Genomic DNA, 20,497 nt, shown 5'->3' on the forward strand with positions numbered 1-20,497 from the left:
TCTAAAAGGCTCTTATACCCTTCTATCCATGTCTAAGGTATTGCTCTGCATCGTTCGGGTACTATGGACCATTTCTTTTCGCTTATTACGCACAAAAAAACTGACCTTCTCTCATGAAAGTCAGTTGATTTTACGATCGTCAAAAGGAATAAAGAGCTATTGCATGATACAACCTTCGAGTTGGCTGATAAACTTGTAGCCTTCCTGAATTTCCTCTTTCGTATATCTTTGCTTGGCTTTTAACGTATGAATCTTCTCTGTGACTTCCTCTACAGGCAAATGGTAAAAGAACAGAATTGTAGAAACCAATTCCAGGAACCGGGAAGACTGTTCGTTCATCGTCCTGATGCATTCACCGAGCTTCGGTATGGATGTTCCGTAGCTGGCCAAAAAGCCTTCTCCCTCTTCATTCAGGGAATAGCGGTATTGCGAATAGCCGCTCACCTTTTCTTTTTTCTCTAAAAGATAGCCCAGATTGCAGAGCTCCTCCACGCGCAGTGTCAGCTCCTCGGAATAGGGTCCGTAAAAATGAAACTCGTACTTTTCCTGAAAAGGAAAGTTAAGCTTCTTGGCAATATAAATCATTTTTTGCAGCTTTTTTCGGCCAACGACTTCTCCTGCTTCCTTAATAACGGTTATGACCTTTAAATGATCATCAAACACATTTTTTCCCCCTAACGTAAATCCTTATCATCCTTTTTTCAGTATGTGTTTTATTTTTTTCTTTAATTGGCTGTCATTTATTTGCTCAATCAGATCTGCCGGATAATACAGCTTGTGGTCGGTTCTTCTTTTTCCGGAAATGGCTTCCACCACATCCGATTCCCTGGAAAGTTCACGTACTTCACCATTGGCTTTTAAAAGGTTAATAGGCAGCCTTTCCTCTTTTTCCCCCGGACGGTAAAAGTCATATGGCAAATCGGAGGAAGAGTCGATCACAAGGTAGTATTTTGGGTCAATTCCTGCCTCTTCCAGATAGTCGGACAGCTTAAGAACTTCCGAGACAGAAACCATCTCCGAGTATTTGAAAAGCTTTCGGTCAAGGAATCGTCTGCACAAATCACGAAGAATGCCGTCTTCCTCCTCCAGCCATATCTGGAAATAATACTGCATGACTCCCTCATCCAGCTTTATGTAATCTTCTAATGTAATTTCCCCTTCAAACAGAGAGCGGAAATGAGTGAGATTTTGCTTGAACGTGTAGCCTTCCTGATATAAATCTTTTGCCCGGTGAAGGATTTTGCTTAAAATGACCTCAGCGCTCCGTGTAACCGGATGAAAATAAACCTGCCAGTACATTTGGTAGCGGCTCATGATGTAATCCTCAACGGCATGCATGCCGCTCGCCTTGATGACCGCTCCGTCTTCCATTGGCCTCATCACCCGCAGAATCCGTTCGAGGTCAAAATTCCCGTAACTCACACCGGTAAAATAGGCATCACGAAGAAGATAGTCCATCCGGTCGGCATCGATTTGACTGGAAATCATGCTTACCACAAGCTTATCATGATAGGTCTTTTCAATGACTTCCGCTACTTTTTTCGGAAAATCGCTGCCTTGCAGACGGAGTACCTCATTCACTTCCGTGTCGCCCAGCAGAATCGCTCTTGTGTAATCTTCATGGTCCACCCCGAACACTTTTTCAAAGGAGTGAGAAAAGGGACCATGGCCGATATCATGCAGCAGGGCTGCACTGAGCACCAACATCCGTTCTTCCTCATTCCAATGAGGCCGGTTATGAAACACTTCGATGATGCGTCTTGTAATCTCATATACACCTAAAGAGTGGCTGAACCGGCTGTGCTCAGCCCCGTGAAACGTCAGGTAGGTCGTGCCGAGCTGGCGAATCCGGCGAAGCCGCTGAAATTCGCGCGTTCCGATCAGTCTCCAGATCAGTTCATCCCTTACGTGTATATAACGGTGAACCGGATCCTTGAACACCTTTTCTTCATTTAATTGACCCATTTCTTTCGCCATATCTTAATAAATGCTCCTTCAGCCGCAATTAGTTTATATTTAAATTTCTGCTAAAAATAGAAAATCCCTTCTCAGGAAAAATTGTCGAAAGAAGGATAATCGTGTAGGTTATTAGAATGTTTTCATGTGAAGTATACCCTATTCTACGTGGTTTCGAACCATGAAACAACAAACAAAAGAAGCGGTTTGTGACATCTTTATTTCTTTTTCGCTTTCATGCTTTCTTTTTCTTCTGTAATCTAAAAAAGACTTGGAAGGGGTTGATTTACGTTCCAGGTTGCTCGCTTTCCTCGGGGCGGGCGGTGAGCCTGTAGTCTCACCTGTCCCGCTAGTCCCGTAGGAGTCTCGCACCTTGCACTCCAATCAACGGGGCAGTGAAGTTTCTTTTTAAAACCTTCCTAAAAAAGAACAAAAAAAGAAGGCATGGTTAGACTAACCTAAGTAAATGAGACACAATAAAACACCTTCGAAATGTTACACTTAAAACAAGTGAGAATTCGGAGGTGTTTTTGCATGGGCAAAAACGTATATTCAAGTGAAGTGAAGTGGGCTGTGATTAAAGATAAAATGAGCGGCCAATTGACCAACCAGGAGATTATGGAAAAGCACGGGATTAAGAACAAAACGCAAATTAGTACCTGGATGAAATGGTATAAAAATAATGAGATCCATCGGTTTGATCAGCCGATTGGAAAGCAATACACCTATGGGCTTGGTCCAGACATCCTGAGTGAGGAAGAGAAAAAAGAGAAGAAATATGCCCATTTAAAACAGGAGAACGAAATCTTAAAAAAGTACTTGGAGATGGTAAAGGAGTTGAAAGAGAAGTAGTCCTGCAGCTTGTGGAGAAATTGCGGAAAAAGTATACGGTCTCTGCCGTTCTATCCGTATTAAATGTGCCGCGGGCGAATTACTATCGCTGGGTCAAGACGCTTCCGTTGAAATCATTAAGCAGAGAAGAAACGGTCATTAGTTCATTGTGCAAGGAAACAAAATATCGATATGGACACCGCAAAATCAAAGCCTTATTATGGCGTCAGCACCAAGTAAAGCTCAATCGAAATACCGTTCAGCGCATAATGCAGAAACATCATCTTCAATGCAGGGTAAAGCCGAAAAAAAGATGGAAATCCCAAGGAGAAACGATCGTGGTGGCCCCCAACCTATTAGAGCGAAATTTTCGGGCCAGCGCGCCCAATCAGAAATGGGTGACGGATATTACCTATATTCAATATGGATCGTCTACCCTTTATTTATCGACGGTTATAGATTTATATAATAACCAAATTGTAGCCTATAAACTCTATACACATCAGCAAACCCCCTTAGTCATGGATACGCTAAAAGAGGCTTTGGACCATAGAGGGAACCCGAAAGGGGTAATTCTCCATTCCGATCAGGGCAGTGTGTATACTTCCTATGCCTTTCAGAACTTTGTGAAAGAGGAAGAAGTAATCAGCAGCATGTCGCGAAGGGGCAACTGTTGGGATAACGCCGTCATCGAGTCGTTTCATTCCAATTTAAAATCGGAACAATTTCAGTATGTAAAATTCAATTCTTTATCTTTAGATAAGGTACGTGAGCAAATTGACCATTATATAAACTACTACAATGAAGAAAGAATACAAGAAAAATTAGGCTACCATTCACCCATGGAATTTGGTCGAATGGCAGCCTAATAAAGGTGTTTTATTCTTGTCTCATTTCAATATGGCAGTCTATGATTGCCTTCTTTTTTATTGGGTATCTACTACTTGGTCATCTAGGTCTTCTTGTTTGTAGGCGTCGACCATTAGCAGGATGGCGGTGATAATGTGCATGATCATTCCGACGAAGGGGATCCAGGCGATGCATGAGGTGATTATCCCCATAACACTTCCATGCTTTGCCGTTCCTTCTTTTGAAGCGAAAATCAGGGTTACGATATGGAGCGCGAGGGCAAGTGCCAGCGGTGTCCAGGCAAAGGAGAGGACTATGGTTCCGCCGACAAACGGAATGCCAAGCAGTGCCTCATATCCCCCCGAGATCCATTTTAACGTTTTCGATAAGTTTCTATTCAAAGAATTTTCCTCCCATTCTCTTCATTCGTTCCATTCACTATACCTATGCATACGTAATTACATTCCAAAAAGTTGCAATAAAATAGTATGACATGGAAGCATGGCTCACTATTGCGTTATACTAAGGAGTGAACGATAGAATCAGGAGGTTAACTCGTGGATCAATTTCAGAATGACCAAAATGGGCAGGCATGGAACGAAAAGTCGTACGAAGCCTGGACCCATCGATTTGGCGAGCCGGCAAAAGCGGCCGCAAAAATAAAAAAAGACCCTCTTAAGCGGTTGAGCCCGCTTGAATCATACATTGGAAATGTTAAAGGCAAAAAAGTCTGCAACCTGCTCGGTTCTCACGGCAGCAAAGCGGTAGCCATGGCCTTGCTGGGCGCCGAGGCAACCGTGATCGATCTGTCAGAGCCGAACGAACGGTATGCGAAAGAGCTGGCAAAGGAGGCAGGAGTGCCGCTCAGGTATGTACGAAGCGATGTTCTGGCGCTGCCAAAAGAAGAACTGACCGGGGATTATGATCTGGTATTAACGGAAAACGGAATTCTGCACTATTTTACAGATCTTGTACCGTTTTTTACAACCGTCCATAGCCTGCTTGCTCCCGGAGGCAAATTTGTACTGCAGGACTTTCATCCGGTATCTACCAAACTGATCACCTCACAAGGGAAAAGCCAGGCGGTCAGAAAGCATAAAGTAACCGGTGATTATTTCAGTGCAGAACTTGAAACAGTGGATGTTTCCTATTCCAAGTTCCTTCCCGAACTTCGTTATGCGACAGAAGAAGAACGTAAGCCGTATCAAGTGGCGATCCGCAAATGGACGATCGGTGAAATTGTCACCGCGCTCGGGGCTTCCGGTCTGTTTATTACCGAGCTGAAGGAAGAGCCGCATCCCGGCGATTTTGACCGTGGTATTCCCAAAACATTTATCATTGAAGCGGAGAAAAGATGAAACATGATCACATCACTGTTATTTCAGCCAAAATGGCGTATTATCGACCAATCAAGTCTGGGGCCCTCCTTTGACGCATTGTCTTCCTTTGCAATGGATGACACCCTGTGCACGACCGTTGGGAATGAGGAATCCTCTCCCACTGTCCGCACGTGGGTTCACCATCACACGATTGTTCTCGGAATCCAGGATACGCGGCTTCCTCATCTGGAAGAGGGAGTAGCCGTACTTAAATCTAAAGGCTATCGTGTCATTGTCCGCAATTCCGGCGGCCTTGCTGTCGTTCTTGATGAAGGCGTATTGAACATCTCCATTATTCTGCCCGAAAAGGACAGCAGCATCGAAATCAATAAAGGCTATGACACGATGGTGGAACTGATTCAAAAAATGCTGCTTCCTTATAACGTTTCATTTGAAGCGAGAGAAATTGTCCATTCTTATTGCCCCGGAAGCTATGATCTGAGTGTGGACGGCAAGAAGTTTGCAGGCATCTCGCAGCGCCGGATCCGCAATGGAGCAGCCGTTCAAATCTACTTGTGTGTCAATGGCAGCGGGTCTGAACGAGCGGAAGTGATCCGGAAATTTTACGAACGGGGCCTACAGGGGGAAACAACGAAATTCACGTACCCTGACATACATCCTGAAGTGATGGCATCCCTGTCCGAGATTACCGGCCAGCCTTTAACGGTCAGCGATTTGATGACCCGCCTTCTCTATGTTCTGCAGGAGGAGAGCAGCCATCTCGTTTCCTCACCGCTGTCCGTTAATGAAATTCAGCTTTACGATTATAATTATCAGCGTGTCTGGGAACGAAACGAAAAGGCACTGGAGATGTAAATCATCTCACAGTGCTTTTTTGTTATAGCGCCTGCATTGCAGTAATCAATGCGAGCTTATATACATCTTCTTCATTACAGCCGCGGGACAGGTCGTTCACCGGCATGTTCAGTCCTTGAAGGATCGGACCGATCGCTTCATAGCCGCCAAGGCGCTGAACCATTTTGTAGCCGATATTTCCCGTTTCAAGGCCAGGGAAGATGAAAACATTCGCCTCTCCTTTTAGTACGGAATCCGGAGCTTTCTTTTGAGCAACGGAAGGAACAAAGGCTGCGTCAAATTGCAGTTCACCGTCAAATGGAAAATCAGGGTTTTTCTCTTTCAACAATTGCGTAGCTTCCACCACTTTTTCTGTTTCCGGAGATTTCGCAGATCCCTTGGTTGAAAAGCTTAGAAGTCCAACCTTGGGTTCAATGCCAAATACGCGTGCCGTATGGGCGCTGACAATAGCGGATTCCGCCAAGTCTTCACTTGTTGGAGCAATATTGATCGCACAATCGGCAAACACATATTTTTCATCGCCTTTAACCATGATGAATGCACCTGAAGTTTTTTTAATGCCTTCTTTTGTTTTGATGATCTGCAGCGCCGGACGGACGGTATCTGCCGTCGAGTGTGCCGCTCCACTCACTAGTCCGTGTGCTTTGTCTGTATAAACAAGCATCGTTCCGAAGTAGTTTTCATCCAAAAGAATTTGACGGGCCTGTTCCTCCGTGGCTTTCCCTTTGCGGCGTTCAACGAAAGAAGATACAAGGCTTTCAATTTCGGAATAATCTTTTGGGTCGATCAGCTGAATTTCACCGAGCTTCACACCGAGTTCTTCAGCCTTTGCCGCAATCTCCCCTGTATTGCCAATCAGGATAGGGCGGAGGACATTTTCTTCTGCCAGCCTGGCTGCAGCTTTCAAAATACGCTCATCCGTTCCTTCCGGAAAAACAATCGCCGGATTCTCCTGTTGGACTTTTTCTTTTAGTTCTTTAAATAAATCGCTCATGCGAGTAGCCTCCTGTTCCTTTGCATTCCATACTAGGGTACTCTACTTTGGGTGGGTTTTAAACCTATACCCAAAATTGAAAGCGTTTCTGCCAAAAAGTTGTTATTTTTCGAAAATTGGCGTGTTGGAAAAGAGGTTAATTTTGTAAATTCTTTTGAATCCTTTTACGCTAAATCACGTATAACGTACTATCAAACCAAGGGAGATGTTGGATTTGTCATTCATGAATAAAATGCTGGCCAGTATAGGGATCGGAGCGGCAACGGTGGATACCATTCTAAACTCAAACCGTTTTATTCCGGGTGAGGAAATCACAGGTACCGTACAGATTATTGGAGGCAAAGTGGCACAGCCTATTGATTCCGTTTCACTGTTTTTGATGACCGAGTACATAAGAGAAACCAATGGCAAAAAAATTCACGAGCATGCAGCAGTCGCCCGCCAGAAAGTAACAGATCACTTGATCATTCAGCCCGGGGAAACGAAAAGAATTCCTTTTGTCTTTCGTCTTCCTATAGATGTGCCGCTTAGCATCGGACATACACCGGTCTGGCTGAAAACAGGGGTGGATATCAAAAATGCTGTTGACCCGGAGGACAAGGATTACATTACTGTTAATCCCGACCCGCTTGTCAGCAAAGCGATGGAAGCGATCGAAGGGCTGGATTTCGTACTTCGCAAAGCAAAGTGTGAAGCGGCTTCCAGGTATAACAGGGGGCGCCTTCCATTCGTCCAGGAGTTTGAGTATGTTCCGACAGGCATGTTCAGGGGCAAACTGGATGAGCTGGAAGCCGTATTCTTCAGCGACGGATCAACATTGGAGATCCTTCTTGAAATTGACAAGAAAGCAAATGGTCTCTTTGGACTGCTTGAAGAGGCGATGGATATGGATGAAAAACATATCCGCCTTTCCTTTACGGAACATGAACTGCAGAATACGTCCCATTTAACCGGAAAACTTACTGCTGCCATTCAGCAATTTGCGTAACTCGTACGGTATTTTCCCCCGTCATTTCCATAGAGACGGGGATTTTTTTTTTATTGCATCCGTTATGGTATATTGGTTAAGAGTAAACGCACTATTATATTCCAAGGAGTGACAATACATGAGTGAAGCTGCACAAACACTGGAAGGCTGGTATTGCCTGCATGATTTCCGCAAAATTGACTGGATTGCATGGAAAGCCATTTCGGGTAATGAACGCGAAGCTGCCATCAAGGAATTTACGGCATTTTTGGAAAAATGGGAAGGTGCTGAAGCCAGGAAAGAAGGCAGCCATGCTCTTTATTCCATCGTTGGCCAAAAGGCTGACTTTATGCTGATGCTTCTGCGTCCCACACTGGAAGATTTGAATGAAATTGAAAATGCCTTTAATAAAACCACCTTTGCCCAATTCACAACTCCGGCTTATTCCTACGTATCAGTCGTTGAATTGAGCAACTACAACCCATCCAATAATGTAGATCCAGAAACGGATCCCATGATTCAGGGAAGATTGAAACCTGAGCTTCCAAAATGGAAGTATGTATGCTTCTATCCAATGGACAAGCGCCGCGAAGGAAATGACAACTGGTACATGCTTCCGATGGAAGAACGAAAGAAAATGATGTACAGCCACGGCATGATTGGCCGCAGCTATGCAGGGAAAGTGAAGCAGATCATTACCGGTTCCGTTGGTTTCGATGACTGGGAATGGGGAGTTACCCTTTTCGCAAATGACGCGCTTCAATTTAAGAAACTCGTATACGAAATGAGATTTGATGAAGTGAGTGCCCGATACGGTGAATTTGGTTCATTCTATGTAGGGAACCAATTGACCCGCGAGGCAGTGCCGGGCTATTTGCACGTATAATTTCTATCACAAAATAACGTAAGCTGGTTCTAATGCTGTGATTTTGTCTGCAGCAGAGAGCCAGCTTTTTTTGGTCTAAGCTTCTGCATGTTTACATATGATAAATTGTAGTTTTTGTGGCTCCTTCCTGATTATTTTTCGCGTGAAAAGTTATGCAATTATACAGGCAAGGAAGGAAAACAACACTGTTTCGGATACCAAAACCTTTTTACAAGGGGGATCTACACCATGAGTAATTACAGGCAAACGCAAGGACAGCAGGGACAAATGGGCGGCGGCATGCCATCCTATTACGGGATGCCGCAATCCGGCCAGATGGGACAGCAGGGGCAAATGCCGCAGGGACAACAGCAGGGACAGAGCGGAGGTTACAGCGGCCCTGGCATGTCCATGGGCATGCCTCCACAGGGGTTTGGACTTGGCTCAGCCATGGGGCAGGCTCCTACGGATATTGCCGCTCCCGGCCAGCTTCCGCTTGAGCAGTCGTACATTGAGAACATTTTGCGGCTGAATAAAGGCAAAGTAGCTACGATCTATCAAACCTTTGAAGGCAGTGACAAGTGGAATTCCAAAGTCTTCAGAGGAACCATCGAGGCTGCAGGACGCGACCATATCATCTTAAGCGATCCCCAGAGCGGAAAACGCTATCTTCTCTTGATGGTCTTTGTCAATTACATTACGTTTGATGAACCGATTGAATACACCTATCCGTTTGGAGGCCAATCAAGCCAGCAGCAGGGGCAGTCACAGGGACAAGGGCAAGGACAATCACAAGGCATGGCTACGTACAGCCCAAGGTAACGATATACAAAAAAGAGCTTTGTATGACGCAAAGCTCTTTTCCTATTAAAGTCCTTTTGCTGCAGCTACAATAAATAGCACCCATCCGGCGATAAACGCAACGCCGCCAAATGGTGTAATGATGCCAAGCTTGGAGATGCCAGTTGTGCTTAATGCGTACAAGCTTCCCGAGAACAGAATGATTCCGATGAACATCAGCCACCCTGCCCAGTGCAACTGCCCGGATCCTGTTAATTTTCCTGCGAGAAGACCAACCGCCAGCAAACCAATCGCATGATACATGTGATATTGAACACCTGTTTTATACACTTCGAGCATGCGTTCTGACAGCTTGCCTTCCAGCCCATGTGCGCCGAACGCACCCAGCATAACGGCAACCGCCGCGTTGGCTGCCCCCAAAATCAAAAACAGCTTCATGTTAAACCCACTCCTCTAGTTTTCTTTTATCATACCAGAAACGAAAGGAAGTTATGAAACATCGGTTTTTTTCGACTCTTCTTTTTCCTTCAGCTTTTTTCCGTAATGCTCTATCTTTTTTTCCAATTCTTCTTTATCCACCAGTTCATCCCGCAATCCTTTGACGACCCCTTCGAGACTTTGAATCCTCTTTTCAAACTGTAGCATTAAATAACCAGCAAGCAAGACCGGAAAACCTACGTTCCCTAGGAGATTAACAAGCCCTAGCCAATCATTAGCTGTATTCATTTTGGATCTCCCTCACTTCACCATGTATTTTTACGAACAAATGTTCGTAAAAATAGTATAAACCCGAACAGTAAAATTTACCATCATACCTTATACCGTTTTTAAAAACAGGTCGAAAGACCCAGGAACTGCTTGCTCTTTTCTTATCAGGCATTGGTCGTTTTTGCCTTGTCATCAGGTACATCTTTGACGAAAAAGGAGAAGATGAGAAGGATCGCCAAAAAGATAATGGGAAGATTGAATCCCGCTGCGGATCCGAATTTTTCGGAAACCGCGCCAACGAGCCAGCCTGCAAATGCTCCTCCAATACCTGAAGCAACGTATACAAGTCCCAATGCAGAGCCTCCCGTTTCGGAAAGCTTCGTTCCGATGGCTGTTGCGGTAGGAAACAAAACAGAGAAGAAAAGTCCCGCTGCTGCAAACAGGTAGACCCATTGATCTGCAAAAAACTTGCTGATCAAGACTGTTGCTACCGATAGAAAGGCAAAGATCAAAATGGTCTTTTTCTCGCCGATTTTTTCGGCAATCCAGCCCCCGCCGAGCCTTCCAATCGTGAAAAGAAGCGAAAAAATGGAGAGGATCGTTGTGGCCAGCTTCCCTTTATCCGACATGCTCATTCCACTTAAATTCAGTGACTTTAAATAGCTTGGAAAGAAGTTTAAAAATGAGACCTCAGAAGATACATAGAAGATAAGTATAAACATCACAAAAATGAACTGAGCATTTTTCAACATGACCTTAAACGCTGACAAGCTTGCACGGTCAGCTTTTCCATCCGGTACCTTAGTCAGCAGTACAAAGAGAATCAAGCCGACAAGAAGGATCGCAATTCCAATATAGAACACCCGCCAGGAAATATTGGAGGAGAACATCCAACGGAGAATCAGAGGGGTAGCAAACATGCCCAAGCCGTAAACACCCATCGTGAGGTTAAACATCAGCCCCTGCTTGTCCGGGTAGACGGAAGGAACAATCGCATTCGAGGCCACTGTCATTGCCCCGAGCCCAAACCCAACAATCATATAAAAGCCGAGAAAAAACAGAATGGTTTGAGCCGAACCTGTTCCAAACAGACCTGCACCCATAATAATCGAGCCGATGATAATCATCAGTTTCAGCCCTTTTTTATCGACAAGGTAACCGATTACAACACTGGCAAGGGTGAACCCCCATTGAAAAATAAATACAACCAGACCAAATTGATTCAAGTCCAGTCCGATATCCTTTTTCACCTCATCAAGCACAATGCCCTTGGTACTTGAAAGCCCTCCCAAAACAAACATCGTAAACCCCATAATAATTAATGCCGTGATATTGCCGCTTCTTTTCATGATTTATCACGTCCCTTGTTTAATAGAATGCTTGCTTTAAGCACCCTTTCCCTAAAACATTCGCGTTAAATCCAGACCCCGGTCCCTCTTTGTCCTTTCAAGTAAAGAAGACTTGCTTCATAATAAAAGAAAAAAGGGAGGATGGAGCACATGAAACGAACATGGTGGAAAGAAGCAGTCGTTTACCAGGTTTACTGGAGAAGCTTTTATGACACAGACGGTGATGGATTTGGTGATTTGGAGGGTGTAATCGCCAAGCTTGATTATATAAAAAAACTGGGCGCAGATGTCATCTGGCTGAATCCGGTCTATGAATCACCCGATCTGGACAACGGCTATGATATTTCAGACTATCAGTCCATTATGAAAAAGGCAGGCGCCATGGAAACGTGGGAACGGCTGCTCGACGAAGCCCATCAACGCGGGTTAAAACTGATTATGGATCTGGTGGTCAACCATACATCAGATCAGCATTCATGGTTTCTGGAGTCCCGTTCCTCTAAAGATAACCCCAAACGGGATTGGTATATCTGGAAAGATCCTGTCAATGGCGGGAAGCCGAACAACTGGCGCTCCTATTTCACCCCATCTGTGTGGGAATGGGACGAGCCTACCGGCCAATATTATATGCATTCCTTTGCGGTTCAGCAGCCTGATTTAAACTGGGAGAACAAAGAGGTACGGGAAGCGATATACAGCATGATGAGGTTTTGGCTTGATAAAGGAATCGATGGCTTCCGTATGGATGTGATCAATCTTTTGGCCAAACAAAAGGGATTCCCCAACGCCGAACACCCCGAAAAGATCGATTACCTGGGAAATAATCCGGGCATTCATGAGTATCTTCAAGAAATGAATGAAAAAGTATTGAGCCATTACGATGTGATGACGGTCGGGGAAATTCCATTTGTGACACCTAAGGACGGCTTAAAGTATGTAGGAGAGGACCGACATGAATTAAATACGCTATTTCATTTTCAGGTGGCCGATGATATGCCATCTTGGGATATGCTGCGATACAAAGCAATTCAGGAAACCTGGTATGAGGGATTGCACGGAAAAGGATGGAACTCACAATTTCTGAATAACCACGATCATACACGCCAGGTCACCCGATACGGAAATGACAAGGAGTACCGCCGCGAATCGGCAAAGCTTCTTGCCACTATGCTGCATACGCTTCCTGGCATGCCTTACATTTTCCAAGGTGAAGAAATCGGGATGACAGGCGTCAAATTTTCATCGATCGACGACTACCAGGATATTGCTATGAAAAACAAATATGAGGAAGAAACCCAGAAGGGGAGGGAGCCTTCAGAAGTATTGGCCGAATTGCAGCCGTTAAGCCGTGATAATTCACGTACTCCCATGCAATGGGAAGCTGGCGCTAATGGAGGATTTACAAGTGGAGAACCATGGATTGCCGTCAATCCGAACCATACAAAAATCAATGTGGAAGAAGCGTTAAAGGATCCTGACTCCGTTTTTTACTTTTATCAAAAACTCATTTCTCTCCGTAAAGAGCATGATGTGATGGTTTATGGCGACTATCATGACCATTCCAAAGAGGACCCGCACATCTATGCCTATACGAGAAGCCTTGGGGATGTAACCTGGCTGATTCTACTGAACCACAGCAATGAGCCGAATACCGTATCGCTACCCGACACATTGTCCATCAGCGGCAAGAAGCTTATTCTTGGAAACTATCAGGACATTCAGCAGCTTACTGCGTTGCAGCCTCACGAAGCGAGAATTTATCAGCTTTAAAGAAAAAGCTCATCCCTTTTTAATTTAGGGGATGAGCTTTTTTAAAAATCAAAGATGGATTCACCATTGCCGTCCTCATCATCATCCATTTTCTGTGGTTTTTTAGGCAACGTTCCTGAAAAACCTGGCGGGGCAGAAATTTGAGAGGGTGGTGTCCACTGGTTCTCTTCAGTCGTTTCACCAGAATCCAGCATCAGGTCACTCAGCGCACGAATCGCGGCTGCATGCTCTTTCACTTTGGAAGACCGTTCCGGCAGCTGTTTTAATTCATTCACATGCTTTTCCATCTGATTGATAATATGACGGAGAGAAATACTCATAGCGTGTTCTCCTTTTTTAGTAGCCTTTAATGGTATCTTTATTCTACCATATTTTTTGCGCACGAAAAAAAGACAGCCCTAAAGAGACTGCCCGACATACTCCGCGCATAATTCTTTAATTCATAGAGAATCACGGTGATCCAGGCCGCAAAACAATATGAATTATTCGTTTTATAAGACGTTTGGATCTGCCAGCAGAATGCCCTTTTTGTTGATCAAACTCCTTAAGTATTACTAAATAATATCTAGCCATCCTAAGTAATATCATTTGCCATTTACCCTCTCCCCTCATATTTCATTCACTTTTATGTTAGTTAAGAGGTATCCACCCACTGCACATTGCGTCGTTCACGAGCAAAGACATTGATCTTAGTCAGGAAAGGCCGTTCCTTCTTTTTCACCATCTTGGCCAGTAAGCCCGCCAGTTTGAATTTTTGCTCATTCACCAGAACGGCTTGTTCCACTCTTGTCACCATCAAAGCAACCGCTTTTTGAAACATCACATTCACCGTAAATAGAATAATAGCAAGTAAATACATGGATTCCATATCCGTTATCCCCCTTTTAATTGGTCCATCTATTTTAAATGGATGATCTTCCGTCTTCCTTCTGCCTGTCCCCCTTCCTTCCTGACATGATGTTGGAGTAACCTATATGCTTATGTTCTTGATAGTTTGATTATACGAAGAGACAATGGAAATGTTTGTCACAATGTGCTTGGTTTGCTTGTTTTTTTCCTACATATGTTTTGGTTGTCCTACAAAAAACGAAGGATTTTAATGGCCAGCCTGCAAACAAGCGTTCCAACTCCCTGTTTTTTTATCGATAACAGGCTTGTTTCGTCTAATAAAAACAATAGAAATTTTGATTTTTGCGAGAAATTCGCTAAAATAGATAACAGTATAATGAAATGGAGGGAAAACAGACGTGGCAATTCTAAATGAAATCCTATCGTTTAACGAGAAATTCGTGGCGAATAAAGAGTATGAAAAATATGAATCAACCAAGTATCCAGAGAAAAAGCTGGTCATTATTTCATGTATGGATACCAGGCTTACGGAGCTGCTTCCTCAAGCTATGAATGTAAAAAACGGCGACGTAAAAATTATTAAAACGGCGGGAGCTATTATCGCCCATCCATTCGGAAGCGTTATGAGAAGCATCCTGGTTGCCATTTACGCCTTAAAAGCGTCTGAGGTGTGTGTCATCGGCCACCATGACTGTGGTATGAGTGCCATGAACCCGGACGATTTCATGGAAAAAATGAAAGGCAAGGGCATCACCGAAGAAACGCTTAACACGTTGAAATATTCAGGTATGGACCTCAACCAGTGGCTCAGAGGATTTGATAAGGTAGAGGATGCGGTGGAAAGCAGCGTTAATCTTGTAAAGCACCACCCATTGCTTCCCGAATCAGTCCCCGTCCATGGCCTTGTTATCGACCCTGAGACAGGAAAGCTTGATGTGGTCATCGATGGCTACAAAAACAACGGATAATAAGGGAAAAGGAACAGCCGCATTTGCCGGCTGTTCCTTTTTAATGGTTTTTATTAAGCTCAGGGAGCATAACGGAAAAGATGGTGCCTGTATTGGGTTCACTCGTCACCGTAATTTCTCCTTGATGCAGTTCGATAATTTTAAAGCTCACCATCAAACCGAGACCAGTCCCGGTTTCTTTTTTTGTAAAGAATGGCTCTCCCAGTCTTTTTAAGTCTTCATGAGCAAGCCCCTGGCCCTCGTCCTTTACTTCAATGGTGGCATAACCGCTCGTCCGTTTAACGATAACCTCAATCTTGCTTCCCTGCTCGGAGGCTTCAACCGCATTTTTTATCAGATTGATTAATACCTGCTTCAGGGAATTGGCATCTCCTTTTATCATGCAGTTATCGGCCTGCATTGTATAATGGATGGAGATATTTGAAAGGCTTGCGAAAGCTTCCATTAATACAAGCGTTTCTTTAACAAGAGCGGTGAGATCCAGCTCGCTTGTGGTAAACGGTTTCGCCTTGGCCAGCTGCATATATTCTTCAAGTATTTGATTCATCCGGTTGATTTCTGTCAGCATGATACCGGTGTACTCTTCGGAGATTTTTTCCTCCCGCATAAATTGCACAAATCCTGACAAGATCGCCAACGGGTTCCTGATTTCGTGTGCCACACCTGCCGCCAGCTGGCCGATCACCGATAATTTTTCAGATTGTATAATTAATTCTTCTGTCCTTTTTGCTTCCGTAATGTCCCGGTATATCCCTGCAATGGCCCTGATTGAGCCATCTACATTCCGAATAGGGGAAAAGGTGACTGAAACAGGGAACAGCTCGCCTGATTTTTTTTGATTGACCATTTCATACCCCGAAACGGCTTCTCCATTTACAATTTTGCTTAATACCTCATTGAACACCGTCTTTTGCGTGGCAGGAATATGCTGAAAAGGAATATTTCTCATTTCCTCCTCATTCCATCCATACAGCTCGAGAAATGCTCTGTTCACCGTCATTACATCGCCATTTTTACTTTGCACCAGAATGGCATCCGCGGTTTGCGAGATGATGGAATGAAAATATTCTCTTGTTTCTGTCAGCTTACTTGCCGTCTGTTTTTCGCGTTTCTCGGAATTCAGACGGAGCGTTTCCGTGAACTGGGAAGACAGGCTGAAAAAAAGCGTTACGAATACAAAAAACAGGATGATAAAAATAAGATCAAAGTCTTCCACATTGGCAAAAAGCTCTCTATCGGCCAAAAAGAAATAGGAAGACATGGCAATCGACAGCACTCCGGCATAGACGATCACACGGTACTGATGATAAATGGTGCTCAATATAAAACAAAACCATATATAAAGGTAATTCACCATAATGGGCTGAACCCATAAAAGGCAAAACAGAAAAAAGTAAAAACTCGAAACGGTAAAATACATGGTGAAGACAGGATGCCTGTTACTGATAGCCAGATATGTAACGATACCAAAGACAACAGCACCAAGCGGCAGCATAAATAAGGCGATCTCTGGATCAACCCAAAAATCGATAAGAAGATCCACGATAAAGAAGCCCCACAGCACCTTATACAAAAGATGATTTCTTCCTTTTATTACATCGATTTGCTCTGAACGGTATTCATTCACAATCATGACTCCTTTGTACGAAAAGTGCGCCAATAACTGGATTATATCACAAGTTACAGAGCGTACTTACAGCACGGACAAGAAAAAACCAGCTCGGGTGCTGAGCTGGTTTCAATGTTTGATGAAATTACTTGTTAAGCTTTGTGATTCTTCCTTCGATTTTCGGATCAACGCTTCCTTTGGCTTTGATGTATTTGACGAGGGCATCAAGGTCCACAATGTTTACACTTGAGTTTTTACCATCAAGTAACGTTGTGTATCCATCTCCGCCGCCGGCCATAAAATTATTCACCGTAACAGAATACGTTTTGGCTGCATCCACAGCCGTTCCATCTGGAAGCGTAATGCTCACAATCCGTTCACCTGCCGGTTTTGAATCGTCATAGGTGAACTTCAATCCAGAGATCTGCAAAATTTTAGCACGGGTTGGATCCGCCCATTGTTCTTCCAGCAGGCTTTTTACCTGGGCGCCGGTCAAATCCATGGTTACGAGATCATTGCCGAAAGGCTGCACGGTGAAAGCTTCCTTCCATGTGATTTCTCCCGCATCAATATCAGCCCGGACGCCTCCCGGGTTCATAAAGGCAAAATCCGTTCCGGTTTGGGCCTTCATTGAATCTGCGATCAGGTTCCCCATTGTGGATTCCCCGTCGGAATTAATGTCTTTGCTGATATAGTTTGGAGTGGCTCCAATCACTTCATTCAAAATAGGAGCCACGTCTGCCACATAACGGTCTACAAATGCCTTAATTTCAGGATCTGGCGCAATCTTGCTGCGGTCTACATTAACGACTTCCGCTTTTTTCTTAACAATATCCTGAGTTACAGGATCAATTTCCAAATCCACATCCGAGAAAGCCGTTCCTGACGAATAGGACTGAACAAGAAGCTTGTTGTCGACGACAGCATTAGTCAGCGCATGATTGTGGCCGCCGAACATCACATCCACTTCATCATCTACTTTATTGGCGATATCAACAAGCTCACCCGTAGCGTTTTGCCCGTCTGCTGTAGAGTTTGCCGGGTTATGGGCAAGCACGACAATGGATTTTACACCTTTATTTTCAAGTTCCTTCGCGTACTTATTAATGGCTTCCGCTTCATCTGTAAATACTACACCTTCTACCCCGCTTGGGATCACAATGCTTGGCGTTTCAGACAAAACAACCCCGATAATTCCGATTTTAGCTCCGCCAACTTCTTTAATCACATACGGATCAAGGATCGGCTGGCCTGTCTTCGAATCCAAAACATTTGCTGCAACATACGGGAAGTTGGCTCCTTCAAACGGTCCGTACTTAGCTTCGGTTTTCGGGTGGCTTCCTCCTTTGATGAGGCGGAGCATTTCTTTTACACCTTCATCAAATTCATGGTTTCCTAGGGTCCCTGCATCAAATCCAAGCTTGTTTAAAAAGCGGATCGTAGGCTCATCCTGAAGCAATGCGGATACCGGGGAACTTGCGCCAACCGCATCACCCGCATGGAGAAGAAGAGTGTTCGGGTTCGTGGCTTCACGCTGCTTTAAGTAGGCAGCCAAATATTCCGCTCCTCCGGCATTCAGTTTTGCATTGAAGTTGTCGAGCTGTCCATGAAAATCATTAATGCCCAAAAGCTGTACACTGATGTTTTGCAGCTTTTTCAATTTATACGAATATTTAGCGAACCCTTCTGCAGCGGCTCCCTCGTATTTGATGGACCCGTCTGCCGGAACAGCGTTCTGTGCATCCGGTGCAGACTCAAATGTTACACTTGGTTCTCCTGCAACAGGCGCGAACTTCCAGTTTTGGTCGGCTGAAGGGTCGATTGCGCCAAGATTGCGGATATAATCGATGATCACTTGTCGGTTTTCATCCGGATACAGATTTACTTCGGATTTGTTTTTCACGCCCGGGAACAGACCGCTCGCACGATAGTTATTAGTTGCTACGATAAATTCCTGGTTGTTGTCGATTGGTTCGCCGTTGTACTGAAGATTTTTGATACGGCTGCTGTTTCCATGAATGACATTTCCGTCTTTATCATATCTCGCCGGCTGTGTCACATCGATATCATAAGTTACGCCATCAATGACATCAAAATTGTAGGTTGGGAAATCATTGTTAACAAGCTGTTGTTCCTCTTTTTTGGACGCATCAATGGTATTGAACTGTCCTGCAGACATTTCAAGCCATTCTTTTACGTCTGATCCTTTTACCTTAACGGTCGCAACCGTATTCGGATACAAATACAAGTCAGAAACGTTTTTAATCGCAATGGTTCCTTTTGGAATATTGGTATAATAGCTGGCCCCATTTCGGCCGCCTGCTTTAAATGGCGCTCCTGCAGAAAGAACTGGAAGGCCTTCATCCTTTGTTCCTTTTAATTGCTTTTCAACGTACCACTTTTGCGCGTTGGTTACGATTTGAATCGATGGATCATCTTGTACGAGTGCAAAGTAGCTGTTAATGTCTGCCGTCGTTTGCCCGACTGGCTGGCGGACATAATCAATCGTTCCCTGATGGTCCTTTTTGATTGCCTTTATGATGCTTTCATCGGTTTTCGCAAGACTTTTCTTCGTATTTTTGTCGTAGACTGCTCTAAGCTGCGTCTTCGCTCTGGCAACCATCCACTTTCCTTTAGCCTTAACAAGACTGAGATCCATTACGCCAAGCTGGTTGCCCCAGTTTCCAGGCATGATAACAGGCTTGCCGTTAATGGTTCCGTTCTTCTCATCCACCCCTGGTAGGTCCGCAAAATCACCTGGGAAGGTTTTATGGTTGTGACCCGAAATAATGGCATCGATGCCTTTGACCTTTGTCAGATCATAAGCCGCATCCTCTTCCATTTGCTTTCGGTCAGCATCGCCGATTCCGGAGTGGGCCAGAACCACGATGAGGTCGGCACCGTCTTTTTTCATTTTAGGAATTTTGGCTTTGACGCTGTCCACTATATCCTTTGTGATGACTTTTCCATCAAGGTTAGCCTTGTCCCACAAAGTAATCTGTGGAGCAACAGCACCGATTACGCCTACCTTAATGACTTGTTTTCTTCCGTGCTGGTCGGTTACTTTTTTCTTGATGATTTTATAGGGTTTGAAATAGTTTTTATCGTTGTTGGGATTCTTGTCATGGTCATCTTTATAGACATTGGCATTTACATAAGGAAACGGAGCATCATTAAGGACTTCCTGAAGATAGTCAAGTCCATAGTTGAATTCGTGGTTTCCAACGGTTGCAGCATCATAATCCAAAAGCTTCATCGCTTTGTAGACCGGGTGGACCTCACCGGGTTTCAGCTTGTCGACCTTTGCTTTGTAATCGCCAAGAGGGTTACCCTGAATCAGGTCTCCGTTGTCAAAAAGCATACTGTTTTTGGATTCGCTTCTTGCCTTCTTGATCAGAGTCGCGGTTTTGGCCAAGCCGAACTCTTCTGTTTCAGCATCTTTATAGTAATCGTAATTGGCGATGTGGGTGTGAATATCCGTGGTTCCTAAAATTCTTAGCTGAACGGCTTCCGTTTTGCTTTGCTTTTGGTTTTTGGCTGCTGCCTGCACCGAATCAAACGTTAACGGAGCGGCCAGCACAGATAATGCCATCGTTGATGCCAGTAATGTGCGCCCCATTGCTGAAAAGGACTTTTTCCCCATATGTATCCCCCTAAAGTCTTTTGTTATTTTGCTGCCAATCTCATTATATATTTTGAAAATAAAAATAAAAGACTTTATTCGTAAAATAAAGGCAAATGTTTTAAATTTTTGTAAAAAACAAGAAATAATGCCTGAAGAAATCG

Annotated in this window: 19 protein-coding genes; 8 read left to right on the forward strand and 11 right to left on the reverse strand. The window is 44.3% G+C overall.

Going from position 1 to position 20,497, the window contains the following annotated elements; translation table 11 throughout:
* Positions 1–156: 156 nt before the first annotated feature.
* On the reverse strand, positions 157–663 hold the full coding sequence (locus QNH15_RS25380; RefSeq protein WP_283891543.1) for a YwgA family protein: 507 nt from the start codon (positions 661–663) through the stop codon (positions 157–159).
* A gap of 27 nt (positions 664–690) precedes the next feature.
* Positions 691–1,977 (reverse strand): HD domain-containing protein, encoded by a 1,287-nt coding sequence (locus QNH15_RS25385; RefSeq protein ID WP_283891545.1) that lies wholly within the window; start codon positions 1,975–1,977, stop codon positions 691–693.
* 513 nt (positions 1,978–2,490) lie between these two features.
* Here QNH15_RS25385 and QNH15_RS25390 point away from each other — a divergent pair.
* Positions 2,491–3,656 (forward strand): IS3 family transposase gene (locus QNH15_RS25390; RefSeq protein ID WP_283891546.1). Its coding sequence is split into 2 segments (ribosomal slippage): positions 2,491–2,767 and positions 2,767–3,656, totalling 1,167 coding nucleotides; the frame shifts between segments, so codons are not numbered across the junction.
* A 57-nt stretch (positions 3,657–3,713) separates the two neighbouring features.
* On the opposite strand, the gene QNH15_RS25395 is transcribed toward QNH15_RS25390, so the two are convergent.
* Positions 3,714–4,037 carry a hypothetical protein gene (locus tag QNH15_RS25395; RefSeq protein ID WP_283891547.1) on the reverse strand — a complete coding sequence of 108 codons (324 nt, stop codon included), beginning with the start codon at positions 4,035–4,037 and terminating at the stop codon, positions 3,714–3,716.
* A gap of 156 nt (positions 4,038–4,193) precedes the next feature.
* On the opposite strand from QNH15_RS25395, the gene QNH15_RS25400 reads away from it, so the two are divergent.
* Complete coding sequence (locus tag QNH15_RS25400) at positions 4,194–4,994, forward strand: class I SAM-dependent methyltransferase (protein WP_283891548.1); 801 nt, start codon at positions 4,194–4,196, stop codon at positions 4,992–4,994.
* Between the two features lie 3 nt (positions 4,995–4,997).
* The gene (gene lipL, locus QNH15_RS25405; RefSeq protein ID WP_283891549.1) at positions 4,998–5,831 is read left to right on the forward strand and encodes an octanoyl-[GcvH]:protein N-octanoyltransferase; all 834 of its coding nucleotides are present in this window, start codon (positions 4,998–5,000) and stop codon (positions 5,829–5,831) included.
* 22 nt (positions 5,832–5,853) lie between these two features.
* Here lipL and pta read toward each other — a convergent pair whose 3' ends face one another.
* On the reverse strand, positions 5,854–6,825 hold the full coding sequence (pta, locus tag QNH15_RS25410; RefSeq protein WP_283891550.1) for a phosphate acetyltransferase: 972 nt from the start codon (positions 6,823–6,825) through the stop codon (positions 5,854–5,856).
* Positions 6,826–7,048: 223 nt separating this feature from the next.
* Between pta and QNH15_RS25415 the strand changes: the two genes are divergently transcribed.
* The 3 genes from QNH15_RS25415 (at position 7,049) to gerQ (ending at position 9,479) form a co-directional block, all read left to right on the forward strand.
* Entirely contained in the window at positions 7,049–7,813 is a 765-nt protein-coding gene (locus tag QNH15_RS25415; RefSeq protein ID WP_283895762.1) for a sporulation protein, read from the forward strand.
* A gap of 118 nt (positions 7,814–7,931) precedes the next feature.
* The gene (gene hemQ, locus QNH15_RS25420) at positions 7,932–8,678 is read left to right on the forward strand and encodes a hydrogen peroxide-dependent heme synthase (RefSeq protein ID WP_129478749.1); all 747 of its coding nucleotides are present in this window, start codon (positions 7,932–7,934) and stop codon (positions 8,676–8,678) included.
* Positions 8,679–8,906: 228 nt separating this feature from the next.
* Complete coding sequence (gene gerQ, locus QNH15_RS25425) at positions 8,907–9,479, forward strand: spore coat protein GerQ (protein WP_430667111.1); 573 nt, start codon at positions 8,907–8,909, stop codon at positions 9,477–9,479.
* A gap of 45 nt (positions 9,480–9,524) precedes the next feature.
* On the opposite strand, the gene QNH15_RS25430 is transcribed toward gerQ, so the two are convergent.
* The 3 genes from QNH15_RS25430 to QNH15_RS25440 all read right to left on the reverse strand — a co-directional run bounded on the left by QNH15_RS25430 (position 9,525) and on the right by QNH15_RS25440 (position 11,515).
* On the reverse strand, positions 9,525–9,896 hold the full coding sequence (locus QNH15_RS25430; RefSeq protein ID WP_283891551.1) for a DUF423 domain-containing protein: 372 nt from the start codon (positions 9,894–9,896) through the stop codon (positions 9,525–9,527).
* A 51-nt stretch (positions 9,897–9,947) separates the two neighbouring features.
* Positions 9,948–10,184, reverse strand: a complete 237-nt coding sequence (locus QNH15_RS25435; protein WP_061973362.1) for a YvrJ family protein — start codon at positions 10,182–10,184, stop codon at positions 9,948–9,950.
* Positions 10,185–10,330: 146 nt separating this feature from the next.
* Complete coding sequence (locus tag QNH15_RS25440; protein ID WP_283891554.1) at positions 10,331–11,515, reverse strand: MFS transporter; 1,185 nt, start codon at positions 11,513–11,515, stop codon at positions 10,331–10,333.
* A 150-nt stretch (positions 11,516–11,665) separates the two neighbouring features.
* Between QNH15_RS25440 and QNH15_RS25445 the strand changes: the two genes are divergently transcribed.
* Complete coding sequence (locus QNH15_RS25445; RefSeq protein ID WP_283891555.1) at positions 11,666–13,285, forward strand: glycoside hydrolase family 13 protein; 1,620 nt, start codon at positions 11,666–11,668, stop codon at positions 13,283–13,285.
* Positions 13,286–13,326: 41 nt separating this feature from the next.
* Here the strand turns inward: QNH15_RS25445 and QNH15_RS25450 are convergent, their stop codons facing one another.
* Complete coding sequence (locus QNH15_RS25450) at positions 13,327–13,605, reverse strand: YwdI family protein (protein WP_283891556.1); 279 nt, start codon at positions 13,603–13,605, stop codon at positions 13,327–13,329.
* A gap of 314 nt (positions 13,606–13,919) precedes the next feature.
* Complete coding sequence (locus QNH15_RS25455; protein WP_283891557.1) at positions 13,920–14,153, reverse strand: hypothetical protein; 234 nt, start codon at positions 14,151–14,153, stop codon at positions 13,920–13,922.
* A 379-nt stretch (positions 14,154–14,532) separates the two neighbouring features.
* On the opposite strand from QNH15_RS25455, the gene QNH15_RS25460 reads away from it, so the two are divergent.
* On the forward strand, positions 14,533–15,102 hold the full coding sequence (locus tag QNH15_RS25460) for a beta-class carbonic anhydrase (RefSeq protein WP_283891559.1): 570 nt from the start codon (positions 14,533–14,535) through the stop codon (positions 15,100–15,102).
* A gap of 40 nt (positions 15,103–15,142) precedes the next feature.
* Here the strand turns inward: QNH15_RS25460 and QNH15_RS25465 are convergent, their stop codons facing one another.
* Positions 15,143–16,729 (reverse strand): two-component system sensor histidine kinase NtrB, encoded by a 1,587-nt coding sequence (locus QNH15_RS25465; protein WP_283891561.1) that lies wholly within the window; start codon positions 16,727–16,729, stop codon positions 15,143–15,145.
* A gap of 127 nt (positions 16,730–16,856) precedes the next feature.
* Positions 16,857–20,354 (reverse strand): bifunctional 2',3'-cyclic-nucleotide 2'-phosphodiesterase/3'-nucleotidase, encoded by a 3,498-nt coding sequence (locus QNH15_RS25470; RefSeq protein WP_283891562.1) that lies wholly within the window; start codon positions 20,352–20,354, stop codon positions 16,857–16,859.
* Between the last annotated feature and the right edge of the window lie 143 nt (positions 20,355–20,497).

Origin of the sequence: Fictibacillus enclensis (assembly GCF_030123385.1) — a bacterium.
Classification (GTDB): domain Bacteria; phylum Bacillota; class Bacilli; order Bacillales; family Fictibacillaceae; genus Fictibacillus_C; species Fictibacillus_C enclensis.

Bases quoted from the DNA above. Each gene is read 5' to 3' on its own strand.
- QNH15_RS25450 (WP_283891556.1), bottom strand. From the start codon at position 13,605: ATGAGTATTTCTCTCCGTCATATTATCAATCAGATGGAAAAGCATGTG.
- QNH15_RS25435 (WP_061973362.1), bottom strand. From the start codon at position 10,184: ATGAATACAGCTAATGATTGGCTAGGGCTTGTTAATCTCCTAGGGAAC.
- QNH15_RS25385 (WP_283891545.1), bottom strand. From the start codon at position 1,977: ATGGCGAAAGAAATGGGTCAATTAAATGAAGAAAAGGTGTTCAAGGAT.
- QNH15_RS25430 (WP_283891551.1), bottom strand. From the start codon at position 9,896: ATGAAGCTGTTTTTGATTTTGGGGGCAGCCAACGCGGCGGTTGCCGTT.
- hemQ (WP_129478749.1), top strand. From the start codon at position 7,932: ATGAGTGAAGCTGCACAAACACTGGAAGGCTGGTATTGCCTGCATGAT.
- QNH15_RS25455 (WP_283891557.1), bottom strand. From the start codon at position 14,153: ATGGAATCCATGTATTTACTTGCTATTATTCTATTTACGGTGAATGTG.
- lipL (WP_283891549.1), top strand. From the start codon at position 4,998: ATGATCACATCACTGTTATTTCAGCCAAAATGGCGTATTATCGACCAA.
- QNH15_RS25470 (WP_283891562.1), bottom strand. From the start codon at position 20,354: ATGGGGAAAAAGTCCTTTTCAGCAATGGGGCGCACATTACTGGCATCA.
- QNH15_RS25440 (WP_283891554.1), bottom strand. From the start codon at position 11,515: ATGAAAAGAAGCGGCAATATCACGGCATTAATTATTATGGGGTTTACG.
- QNH15_RS25415 (WP_283895762.1), top strand. From the start codon at position 7,049: ATGAATAAAATGCTGGCCAGTATAGGGATCGGAGCGGCAACGGTGGAT.
- pta (WP_283891550.1), bottom strand. From the start codon at position 6,825: ATGAGCGATTTATTTAAAGAACTAAAAGAAAAAGTCCAACAGGAGAAT.
- QNH15_RS25445 (WP_283891555.1), top strand. From the start codon at position 11,666: ATGAAACGAACATGGTGGAAAGAAGCAGTCGTTTACCAGGTTTACTGG.
- gerQ (WP_430667111.1), top strand. From the start codon at position 8,907: ATGAGTAATTACAGGCAAACGCAAGGACAGCAGGGACAAATGGGCGGC.